Here is a 10,918-nt window from a genome sequence, read left to right as displayed (position 1 = left end):
CCACACACTTGATCCCAAGTGCGCGAGGAAGGCCGCGCTCTGCCCCTCTCCCCGCGCGCGGGGAGAGGTTGGGTGAGGGGCTTGGGGATGAGTGGGAACGATAAACGGCGCAAGACGCTCGGGTTCTTAATGCACGCGCGGGCTCATCCCCCGGCCCCTCACCCAGCCTCTCCCCGCAAGCGGGGAGAGGAGCGGGTCGTCGCCTCTGCTTGTCGCAGGCCGAGAACAAGCGAGGCAAAAAGGTCGTTCCAAAGCAACAATCCTGAGAATCCATAGAGTTACGCTAAAAGACTCATTCCCAACATATATGCGACCTAGCTTCCGCTCCGCGTCGAGTCAAACAAGCAAGACTCGGCCGGATGGAGCTCACATGAAGACGAATATTCACGCCAGAAAACTGATTGCTTACGCCTGCCTCGCCGTTCTCGCTGTAGCGCCCGCGCGCGCCTTGGCCGACACGGCGACCTTCACTGCTGCGCCGGTCTCTGGCTGCCCCGACTGCGCCGCCAAGGATACGACCGGCCTCGTCGTCTACGCCAATGGCACGCTGCTGCCGAATGGCTGGGACGTGAAGACCAGCAGCAGCGGTCTCTATATCGCCAATCGCATCGGCGGCTATTTCAAGCTGCCCGGCAAGACCTTCGATCTCACGGGGCTGAAGCTCTTCGCGACGAATGTCTTCTCCAGCACGACAGCGCCCGTCACCTATACGCTCTACGCCTTCCACCCCGGCAATCCGATCGCCGACCAGGTGCAGGTGACGATCAACTCGCGCGTCGTGAAGGATGTGCCGCTGACGGACACGCGTCTCCTCAATCTCGATTCCGTCTTCGTGCGTTTCGGATCGGAGATCGGCTACAGCTATTTCATCGAAACGCGCTTCACGCCGCATTGATGTAAAGCCGGCGCAAGCCCCTCGCCTTTCGAGACGGCCGCTTTGCGGCCTCCTCAAGGCGAGGGGCTTCGGTGCGCGTGAGGCTCGAGTTATACGATCGCACGATGGCGAGCCGCAACCTGGATTACGGCGGCGCCAGCAGCTAATCCGGCTACATCATTGTTCCATTTTTTAATCGTGAGAGCGCAAATGAGTGTGAAACGGTTTTTCCCCGCTGAAAGAGATTTGTTGCTCGAGGTCAAAGGGATTGGCCCGACGGTCATCGAGCGCTTCGAGCAACTTGGAATCCACACGCTGCGACAGCTTGCGAAGCAGGATGCGCGAGCGATCTGTGAGCAGGCTTCATTGCTGGTCGGCGGCACATGCTGGAAGAACAGCCCACAAGCACGAAATGCAGTCGCCGCAGCAATATCCGCCGCACAATCCGCTTCAGGGAAAGTGAACTGCGAAAGCTGAGGTGTGCAGATCACGGCACGCCGTAGCGGAGGCCAAGAAATTCGCTGCAAGCTTAAGCTGACAGTCGGCGGTTAGATTTAAACTAACACAAGCTACGCCTTACAAGTTTATGCACATCGAAGTCCAATAAAATCATTTGAATTAGCCGCGCGTTGCATTGACACCCTCGTATTTCTGCGGATAGTTTTTAGGCAGAATTCCAGAGCCCCTCCCCGCGAGCGTAAATCGCGAGGCGGAATAGACATTTGTAGACATAATTACTGTATAAAATTCAAACTGACTTTATGAGGGCCTCGATGCGCCTATTTCGCGATTTGCTCTTCTGCGGCTCCTGCGCCCTGGCAATCGGAGTGGCGGGCCAAGCATCGGCGCAAAGCGCTGGATTGTCTTTGCCGCCTGGCCAAATCGTCACAGGGCCGATCGTGCTGGGACAAGCGTTCTGCAGAACGACCAAGGCCTGCGTCGGCATGATCGGATCGCCCTCGATCTCGAATGGTTTCGACGCCAATCAATATTTGCTCAACAGCAATCCGCCGCTCGTGAACCCGCTCGTCACGCCGTCGACGCTCTCTTATACCAATTCCACATCGTCGCCGGCAGTCGTCGTCTTGACCACCGCACCGACGCAATATGTGCGTTTCTATTCAGGAAACAGCATCCTCGGAAACTTCATCGCCGGCTCCAACATGGTGCGCGGATTGACCCCGGAGCAAGTAAGGGACGTGCTTGCGCTGCCCGGCACGCCCACGATGGAAGCGATCGTGCAGGTGCCCGCTGGCACCTGCCTTCTCGTTGGGATGGCGGGGCCAATTCTTGATGCACAACCTCCGGCGAGCCCGGTCGGCGTCTGGGGACGCGGCGGCGCCCTGCAGGAATTCATCATTGGCAAAAGCGCGGTTCCCGGATGCGGGCCAGGCTCGCAGCCGGTGTTCCTGTCCGCCAGCAGTTTCGTCAATGGGCAGCCGATCGGCGCATTTGCGCTCGCCTATGTGCCGCGCGCCGGCCTCGGCAACGCCGGGGCGGTCGCCTTCGCGCTCGATCACGCGCTGCCGCCGCCTTTGTTCAGCGACATGGACTCGATCTACAATGCGCTCGACCTCTTAAATTTCGGCGATCCCGCAGCGCTGCGCTCCGCCCTCACTCAACTCGACGGCGAGGTTTACGCCGATCTGCCTTCGGTCGCGATCGGCGTGTCGCGGATGTTTCTCGACGCGGTGCGCGCCCAAACCCATTTGGCCCGGACCACCGGCGCCGGAGGGCTGCGGACCTGGATCAGCGGTCTGGGAGGCGGCGGCGCGATCTACGGCAATGGCGACTTGCACGGCGTCAGCTTCAGTGGCGGCGGCGTCTCTGTGGGCGCGGACTACCGCTTGACGCCCGAACTTCTGGCGGGCGTCGCCTTGAGCTATATGCGCAGCTCTTTCGGCCTCAATGGCGCTTCGGGAAGCGGCGGGCTGGATAGTTTCGCTGTCACCTCATACGCCGGTTACGTGGCCGGGCCTTTCTATGTCGACGGCGCGCTTGGCTATTCCTACAATCGTTTCGGCGCGGGACGTAACATCGTCTTTCCCGGCGTTACCCGCGGCGCTTTGGCGTACGTCTACGACAATGTTTTCCTGTCGCGCTTCGAGGCGGGATATCGCGTCCCATTCAGCGAGCAGATCAGCGCGACCCCCTTCGCGTCGTTCCAAGGCATTGTGGCCGCGCAAAACAGCTTCGCCGAGAACGGCGCGGGCGCCATCAACCTCAACGTCTACGGTCGAACAGCAGCATCCGCCCAAAGCACGCTCGGCGCCGAGCTGACTTATGATTTGCCGCTGCGGCTCGCCAAGCCCTTGAGCTTTTCGGCGCGGGCCGGCTGGATGCATGATTATGCGGACGTCCGTCGCAGCGTTATGGCGAATTTCCAGGGCGCGCTGGGTTCGAACTTCATCGTCAATGGCGCGCGCTGGCCGCGCGACGCGGCGGCAGTCGGCGCGCGTTTGAGCCTGCCAGTGGATAGCGCAAATATCTTTGTTCGTTATGACGGCATGGTCGCGAGCAGCGCCGCCATTCATAGCGCCACCGGCGGGGTGCAGATTGCGTTTTGAACGCCCGGCGCTATTTTCGTCGAATTACGCGGCGTCCACTCAAAATGCTTTCGGAAACAGATATGGACGAATCGTATTCAATACGGGAGCTCAGCGAGGCAGAGTTCGAGCCACTCTTCGACAAACACAAGTTTTCGATGTTCGCGGGCGTCCACAGCTATGACATCCAGCATGTTCTAACTGACGCCGAACAACAGCGAATTAAAGAGCTAGAGGAAAATCTGGGCGCGCCGTACAAGCTCTACCTCGGTGTTTTCGACATCGATAATGAATTTGTCGGTTGGAGCTGGGGAAGCAGGAAAATGCGTCCACCTTCTATATGGTCAGTTCCGCCGTTCTTGAAAGACATCGGCGCAAAGGAATTTATAGCGCCTTGATCGCTCACAGCATTGAGCGCCTTTCGAAAGCGGGATTCCAACTGGTTTATTCCAGGCATTGCGCTACAAATAACGACGTTATAATTCCTAAGCTGAACGCCGGATTTATCATTTCGAAAATGGAGATCGATGACAGATACGGCGTCTTGATACACTTGCATTATTACACAAACAGCTATCGTCGCAGAATAATGGATTACAGATCGGGACAGGAGACGCCTGACATGAAAATCAAACAAGTGTTCGGCCTCGCATAACGCAACGTCCTAGCAGCAGCGCCTTCCGCGGCCTGCCTCGCTAAATAAGTTGCGCGAGCCAAATTGTATGACGCCCACAGGCCTCGTCCTCGACCACATGCGCGACGACCGCAAATCCATTCTCGTCGAGCAGAGTGCGGTATTCGTCGGCGTCCAAGCTCGCGTGATACAGAGGTGCGCCTTCGAATTCTCCGATTGCGACGCCGTGGCTGGGCCCCGATGTGAACATCAAGGCGGCGCGTGGCGAAGCGTGGTCGCGAAAGATGGGGAACATCTTTCTTTGGTCTTCAGGACACAGGTGGAAAAAGCTGTCCCATGCGAGAAGGCCGTCAAAACGCATGGACAGCGACAGGTACCGCATGTCGGCCACCCGCCAACTTTGGCAGGGCAACGCGCCTTTACACAAAGCGATCATTTCGGGAGAAGAATCTATCCCGGTCACTGCGCAGCCGCGCTCGACCAAATAGCGGCTCATCGGCTCGCCAGACCCGCAACCGATGTCGAGAACGGCAGGCTGGCGCGGCATGAGACCGATAAAACGATCGAGCCAGTGCGCCTCCATGAGCTGTCGAACTCCACGCCCCCGCTTCTTCGCCCAAGCGTGTGCGTGTCGCTGATAGAGGCCGATAATTGCTTCGGAAGCGTCACCCATTCCGTTTCCGTTAAACAGCTCGCATGGGGTCCTTGTCATTCCCGGCGGGCTGAAAGCCCGACCGGGAATCCAGAGCCGCAATAGCGATGATATTGCTTTGGATTCCCGGTCGCTCGCTTTGCGAGCGTCGGGAATGACGGTGAGCCAATCAAGCGGATCTCATGTTACGCCGCCGCAAATGGCCTGAACGCCTCCACCACATCCAAATAGACTTGCCGCTTGAACGGCACGATCAAATCCGGAAGCTTGGACAGCTTCTCCCAGCGCCAGTCGTCGAATTCCGGCTTATGCTTGCCGCCGCCCGGCGCGTGAATGTCGATCTCGCTCTCCGACCCTACAAAGCGCAGCGCGAACCAGCGCTGGGTCTGGCCAATATATTTGCCGCTCCAGCGCTTATTGGCCTCGGGCGGCAGATCGTAGGAGAGCCATAAAGGCGCCTCGGCGAGAAATTCAACGCTCGCGACGTTGGTCTCCTCCTGTAGCTCGCGCAGCGCCGCCTCATAGGGCGTTTCGCCCGCGTCAATGCCGCCTTGCGGCATCTGCCAGAGATAGGGCTCCGCGGTCTGGTCGAAGGTTCCCTTGGCCTTGCGGTGGCCGATGAAGACGAGGCCCTCGGCGTTGATGAGCGTCACGCCGACGCAGGGGCGGTAGCGGCCGTCGGGCGCGTTCATCTGATGTGACCCATATCTGCGGCGGCTCCGTTCGATGTTTTTTGCGACAGCACGGCCGAGACCGGCGCGAGCGCAATGCCGCGCCGCTCCAGATCGCGGGCGAAACGCGCGACGCGCGCGATTGCGGCGGGCGTGGCGCTGGCGAAGCCGATGGCCGCGCCCTTGTCGCGCGCCGTTGCTTCGAGCTGCGACAAAGCCGCGTCCATGGATTGCGGCGTATTGCGCTGGTCGATGGCGACGTCGACCTTGGCGTTGGCCAGCGACAGTTTGGGCGCGAGCTTTCCGGCGAGCGATTGCGGCGAGGCGCCGTCGTCCAGGAAAAACAGCCCGCGCTGCGCCATCTCGCTCAAGGCGCCATAGAGCGCCGTCTCATCCGCCATGAAGCGTCCGCCGAGATAGTTCATCACGCCCGCATAACCCGTGAAACGGCTCATCAGCCAACGCAGATCGTCGAGGCCGCCATCCTGCGCGCCGGTGACGAGCGTATGGGGCCCGGGGTTGTTCTGCGGATAGTCGAAGGGCTCCATGGGCGCCTGCAGCAACGCCTCATGGCCGCGCGCGCGCGCCTGGGCGACGAGGCGGTCGAGATTGGCGCCGTAGGGAGCGAAGGCGAGCGTCACGCCCTCGGGAAGCTGGTCGATCGCCTCCAGCGACGATTGGGCGTTGAGACCGACCCCGCCGACGACGAGCGCAATGCGCGGGGCGCCGGGCTTGATCGTTGTCGCCGTGACGAAGGGGCGGGAATAGACATCCATCGGCCGCGCCCCGTCGACGCCGATCTTGGGCAGCAGGCCATAGGGGCCTTTTTCGGTCACGCGGCGGTCCGGCGCCGGCGTCAGCCGCACCCCGGAGGCGGGCTCGACCCGGATGATGCGGGCGGTCGACCCCTCGCCGCCATGGCGCGTGACCTTGACGCCGGAAAGCTGCTCGATCTCGCTGATCCCGGAGTCATCCGGCAATTGCCCCTGCGTCTGCTCGACGGCGGCGGTCTGCGGCTGAGCCGGCGGCAGGGCGGGCGCGGGCTCCGGCGGCTTGTAGGGCTCGATCCTGGCGATGGCGTAGGGCTCGCCGCCGAAGGGCTCGCGGGGGAGGACATAAAGCGCGCCCGCGCCCGCCGCCAGCAGCGCGCCAATCGCGAAAGCGAGTGGACGCCCCGGCTCCCGCTTAGCGGGCCGCGGAGCTTCCCGTCCGAGGGGCTGGTTCAATTCATCGGTCATAAAGGCGGGCGCTCGCGAGGCGAATCATCTTGGCTACATTGTGACGGCTGAGCCGCGACCCGTCGAGACGCTCACAGCGCCCCATCCGCCTCCATCAGCTCCAACAGCATGCCCTCGCGCAGGCCGCGATCGGCGATGCGGGTGCGCGCGGCCGGGAACATCTCGCGGATCGCTTCGAAAATCGCGCAGCCAGCGAGCACGAGGTCGGCGCGTTGCGGCCCGATGCAGCCATTTGCCACACGCGCCTCGAAATCCATGCCGCGCAGGCGGTCGATCGCCCTGGTGGCCTCGGCGTCGGTCATCCACAGCCCGTCGACCCGCCAGCGGTCGTAGCGCTCGAGCCCCAGATGCACGCCGGCGAGGGTGGTGACGGTGCCCGAGGTGCCGAGCAGATGGAAACGGGAGCAACGCCGCACCTCGGCGGTCTCGCGCACGAAATGCTCCAGCGCGTCCACCGCGTAATTTTTCATCGCCGCGAATGTCGCGGCGTCGACCACCCGGCCGCCGAAATGTTCGGCGAGCGTGACGACGCCGAGCTCCAGCGAGGTCCAGCTGTGCAACTCGCGCCCCTCGCCGCCGGCCGGCGCGCGCGTCAGCCAGACGAGCTCGGTCGATCCCCCGCCGATATCGAAAAGCAGCACGCTCGCCGCCTGCGGATCGGCGAGCGAGCCGCAGCCGCGCGCCGCGAAGCGCGCCTCCGTCTCCCGGTCGATCACCTCCAGCTCGAGGCCGGTGCGCTCGCGCACCCGGGCGACGAATTCCTCGCCATTGGCGGCGCCGCGGCAGGCCTGGGTGGCGACGAGCCGCGCGCGCGTGACGCCGCGGGCCTCCATCTTGTCCCGGCAGATTTCCAGCGCGACGATGGTGCGTTCGATGGCGGCCTCGCTGATGCGGCCGGCGCGGCCCAGGCCCTCGCCGAGGCGCACGATGCGCGAAAAGGCGTCGATGATTCGCAGAAATTCATTGGCGCGCCGGCGGGCGCGCCGTTCCGGCCGGGCGATCAGCAGGCGGCAATTATTGGTGCCGAGATCGAGCGCGGCGTAGGTGTGGCCGTTGCCATGCGCCGCGTGATCGTCGCCGGCCGGGTCAGCCGTCAACGCCGCCTGCGCCCGCGCCGCATGGCCAGCCGCCCCCAGACCTGGGCCCGCATAAGCGGGCCGAACGGTCCCTGCCAAATTCCTGCTCCCGCGATAAGCTTCGTCGCGTGTTGCCGCTCGCGCGACCCAATTCGCGTCAAACGTCTTAATTGCCGGATTGCGAACCCGCCCGCAAGGCGAAAATGGCTCAGCGCAATGCGCGCCCATCTCGGCTAGCCCACGCCCTGCGCCCGCAAAAAGGCGCGCATGCGCCCCCAGGCGTCATGCGCGTCCTTCTCGCGATAGCTCGGCCGATAGTCGGCAAAAAAGCCATGCGGCGCGTCGTCATAGACGATGATCTCCGCCGGCGCGCCGGCCGCTGCGAGCCTGTCCTGCATTTGCGCGATGACGTCGCGCGGGATGGACGGATCGTCGCCGCCATAAAGCCCGAGCGTTGGAACCTCGATCTCGCCGGCAATGTCGATCGGCCAGCGCGGCTGCACGGCGGTATGCGCGCCATCGAGGCGCCCGTACCAGGGAACGCAAGCCGAAAGCGCCCGATTATGCGCGGCGTAGAGCCAGGCTATGCGGGCGCCCCAGCAGAAGCCCGTGACGGCGGCGCGCGCCGCATCGGCGCCCTTGCCCATGGCGAAAGCCAGGGCTTCGTCGAAGATCGTCATCGCTTCCGTGTCAGGGACCTTGGCGGCGATCATGCGAAGCGCGTCGATGTCGGGCGCCGCCATGGGGTCGCCATAGCGCACGAGGTAATCCGGCGCGATCGCAAAAAAGCCGAGCTTGGCGAGGCGTCGCACAACGTCGCAAATATGTTCGTGCAGGCCGAATATCTCCTCGGCGACGAGGACAACCGGCAGGCTTTCGCCGCCCTGGGGCCTCGCGAAATAAGCGGGGGCGCCGCCAGGAAGCGTCGTGAGCCCGGCCTCCAGACCGGCGGCATCCGTATGAATGGTGTGGACGGACACCGATCCGACGGCGGCGGCGAAGCCGGGGCCATGCTTATCTTTCATCGACGATCCTCTTGTCGCGACGCCAAGTTGCGCGCCGGCGCCTCCCCCCGCAAGGGGCCCTTTCGCACGGCGAAACTAAGCCTTCTCTTCGACAACAAAAGGGCGTATATCGCGGCGCCCTTCGCGGGAAGGAGAAACATCTCGCGCTGGAAGGGCCGAGGTTGCGTTTGTCCGAAGCTCGTGGTCGAGCCACTCCCGGCGCGGCGCGCTGCGCGCTATATCCGCTTTCCCGAAGGGACGTTTTCATGACGCAACAATCGGGCGCGGAAATACGAAAGGTCCCGCCGACCAAACAGCCTCCCGGCGCGCCGCAAGAGGCCCCGTCGGAACACGCGCATGAACAGCCTAAAGGCGGACTCATCGGCCTTATCCTCGGCTCGATCGGCGTCGTTTACGGCGATATCGGCACCAGCCCGCTTTACGCCTTGCGGGAGTCGCTCGCGCATATTGTGGAAGCCGATATTTTGACCGAAGAGGCCGTCATCGGCGCGCTCTCGCTGTTGATTTTCGCGCTGATCTTCACGGTCACCATCAAATACGTCGTCTTCCTGATGCGGGCGGACAACCGCGGCGAAGGCGGCACGCTGTCGCTCATGGCGCTGGCGCAATCGTCTGTCGGCGGCAAGCCCCTCTTCGTGTTTCTGCTCGGCGTCGCCGGCGCGGCGCTGTTTTCCGGCGACGCCATCATTACGCCCGCGATTTCCGTCATGTCGGCGATCGAAGGACTGCGGCTTGTCACGCATCGTTTCAGTGACTTCGTGGTGCCGATAACGATCTTCATCCTGGTGACGTTATTCTGGGCGCAGAGTCACGGCACGGCGCGGGTCGCGGCGTTCTTCGGCCCCGTGATGATGGTGTTCTTCGTCACCATCGGCGGGCTGGGGGCGGCGCATATTCAAGACGCGCCTCAGGTGCTGGCGGCCTTCAATCCGGCGCTGGGCCTCACATTCTTTGCCGAGCACGGCTGGCTCGGCTTTGCGGTGCTCGGCTCCGTCTTTCTCGGCGTCACCGGCGCCGAGGCGCTCTACGCCGACATGGGACATTTCGGGCGCCGCCCGATCCGCGTCGCCTGGCTCAGCTTCATCCTGCCGGCCCTGCTGCTCAATTATCTCGGCCAAGGCGCGCTGATCCTGTCGCGCCCCGAGGCGATCGCCAATCCCTTCTTCCTGCTTGCGCCCGAATGGGCGCTGCTGCCGCTCGTGATCCTCTCGACCCTCGCGACCGTGATCGCCAGCCAAGCCGTCATCACCGGCGCTTTTTCGATCGCGCGTCAGGCTGTCCAGCTTGGCCTTCTGCCGCGTCTCGAAATCACCCATACCTCCGCGACGCAGGAAGGGCAGATCTATATCGGCCGGATAAACCGCCTGCTCTTGATCGGCGTGCTGCTGCTGGTCGTGACGTTTCGCGGCTCCTCCGAGCTGGCCTCCGCTTACGGCATCGCGGTGACTGGCTCGATGGTCGTCGACACCGCCCTCGCCTTCTTCGTCGTGTGGAAAAAATGGGGCTGGCCGGTGTGGCTCACGGCGCTCGTCGTCTGCGCCTTCCTCTCGGTCGATCTCACCTTCCTCGCCGCCAATCTTCTGAAGGTCGGCGAAGGCGGCTGGGCGCCGATCGCGCTTGCCGCCGCGTCGATGATCGTGATGTGGACCTGGGTGCGCGGCACGCGCCTCCTCGCCGAGAAAACGAGCCGCGACTCGATCCCCATCATGGATCTCATCGCCATGATGCGGAAGTCGAAGCCCACCCGCGTTCCGGGCATGGCGGTCTTTCTCACCAGCGATCCCAATGTCGCGCCGGCGGCGCTGCTGCATAATCTGAAGCACAACAAAGTGCTCCACGAGCGCGTGCTGATCATTTCGGTCAAAACCGAAAACCGCCCGCGCGTCGCGCCGGAAAAACGCTACGAGCTGACGAGCCTCTCGGAAGATTTCTCCAAGGCGATCCTGCATTTCGGCTTCATGGAGAGCCCCCGCGTCCCTGCCGCGCTCGCCGCCATGCGCAGGGCGGGGTTCAAATATGACATCATGACCACGAGCTTCTTCCTCGGCCGGCGCACCATCAAGGAAAGCCCCGCCTCCGAAATGCCGGCCTGGCAAGACAAGCTTTACGTCACTCTGACAAAACAGTCCGCGAACGCCACGGACTTCTTCTCCATTCCGTCCGACCGGGTCGTCGAGCTCGGCGCGCAATTAACCATCTGAT

Annotated in this window: 11 protein-coding genes; 6 read left to right on the top strand and 5 right to left on the bottom strand. The window is 63.1% G+C overall.

What is annotated here, in order from left to right; genetic code table 11:
* The first annotated feature begins 370 nt into the window (after positions 1 to 370).
* The 5 genes from JJT62_RS08335 (at position 371) to JJT62_RS19550 (ending at position 4,075) form a co-directional block, all read left to right on the top strand.
* Entirely contained in the window at positions 371 to 895 is a 525-nt protein-coding gene (locus tag JJT62_RS08335; protein WP_202072253.1) for a hypothetical protein, read from the top strand.
* A gap of 189 nt (positions 896 to 1,084) precedes the next feature.
* On the top strand, positions 1,085 to 1,351 hold the full coding sequence (locus tag JJT62_RS08330) for a helix-hairpin-helix domain-containing protein (protein ID WP_202072252.1): 267 nt from the start codon (positions 1,085 to 1,087) through the stop codon (positions 1,349 to 1,351).
* Positions 1,352 to 1,740: 389 nt separating this feature from the next.
* Entirely contained in the window at positions 1,741 to 3,441 is a 1,701-nt protein-coding gene (locus JJT62_RS08325; protein WP_202072251.1) for an autotransporter domain-containing protein, read from the top strand.
* Between the two features lie 62 nt (positions 3,442 to 3,503).
* Entirely contained in the window at positions 3,504 to 3,818 is a 315-nt protein-coding gene (locus JJT62_RS08320) for a hypothetical protein (protein ID WP_202072250.1), read from the top strand.
* On the top strand, positions 3,761 to 4,075 hold the full coding sequence (locus JJT62_RS19550; protein WP_370568511.1) for a hypothetical protein: 315 nt from the start codon (positions 3,761 to 3,763) through the stop codon (positions 4,073 to 4,075). The genes JJT62_RS08320 and JJT62_RS19550 overlap by 58 nt, the downstream gene beginning before the upstream one ends.
* A gap of 40 nt (positions 4,076 to 4,115) precedes the next feature.
* On the opposite strand, the gene JJT62_RS08315 is transcribed toward JJT62_RS19550, so the two are convergent.
* The 5 genes from JJT62_RS08315 to JJT62_RS08295 all read right to left on the bottom strand — a co-directional run bounded on the left by JJT62_RS08315 (position 4,116) and on the right by JJT62_RS08295 (position 8,716).
* On the bottom strand, positions 4,116 to 4,727 hold the full coding sequence (locus JJT62_RS08315) for a trans-aconitate 2-methyltransferase (protein WP_202072249.1): 612 nt from the start codon (positions 4,725 to 4,727) through the stop codon (positions 4,116 to 4,118).
* A 164-nt stretch (positions 4,728 to 4,891) separates the two neighbouring features.
* Positions 4,892 to 5,398 carry an RNA pyrophosphohydrolase gene (locus tag JJT62_RS08310; protein ID WP_202072248.1) on the bottom strand — a complete coding sequence of 169 codons (507 nt, stop codon included), beginning with the start codon at positions 5,396 to 5,398 and terminating at the stop codon, positions 4,892 to 4,894.
* Positions 5,395 to 6,615 (bottom strand): divergent polysaccharide deacetylase family protein, encoded by a 1,221-nt coding sequence (locus JJT62_RS08305; protein WP_202072247.1) that lies wholly within the window; start codon positions 6,613 to 6,615, stop codon positions 5,395 to 5,397. Before JJT62_RS08305 ends, JJT62_RS08310 begins: the two co-directional genes overlap by 4 nt.
* 71 nt (positions 6,616 to 6,686) lie before the next feature.
* Positions 6,687 to 7,712, bottom strand: a complete 1,026-nt coding sequence (locus JJT62_RS08300) for a Ppx/GppA phosphatase family protein (protein ID WP_246744800.1) — start codon at positions 7,710 to 7,712, stop codon at positions 6,687 to 6,689.
* A gap of 212 nt (positions 7,713 to 7,924) precedes the next feature.
* The gene (locus JJT62_RS08295; RefSeq protein WP_202072246.1) at positions 7,925 to 8,716 is read right to left on the bottom strand and encodes a dienelactone hydrolase family protein; all 792 of its coding nucleotides are present in this window, start codon (positions 8,714 to 8,716) and stop codon (positions 7,925 to 7,927) included.
* Positions 8,717 to 8,961: 245 nt separating this feature from the next.
* Here JJT62_RS08295 and JJT62_RS08290 point away from each other — a divergent pair, with 245 nt between their 5' ends.
* Complete coding sequence (locus JJT62_RS08290; protein ID WP_202072245.1) at positions 8,962 to 10,917, top strand: potassium transporter Kup; 1,956 nt, start codon at positions 8,962 to 8,964, stop codon at positions 10,915 to 10,917.
* Position 10,918: the final 1 nt, after the last annotated feature.

Source organism: Methylocystis sp. Sn-Cys (assembly GCF_016745395.1).
Taxonomy (GTDB): domain Bacteria; phylum Pseudomonadota; class Alphaproteobacteria; order Rhizobiales; family Beijerinckiaceae; genus Methylocystis; species Methylocystis iwaonis.
The sequence above is the reverse complement of the archived record's forward strand: the minus strand, read 5'-3'. Positions and strand labels throughout refer to the sequence as shown.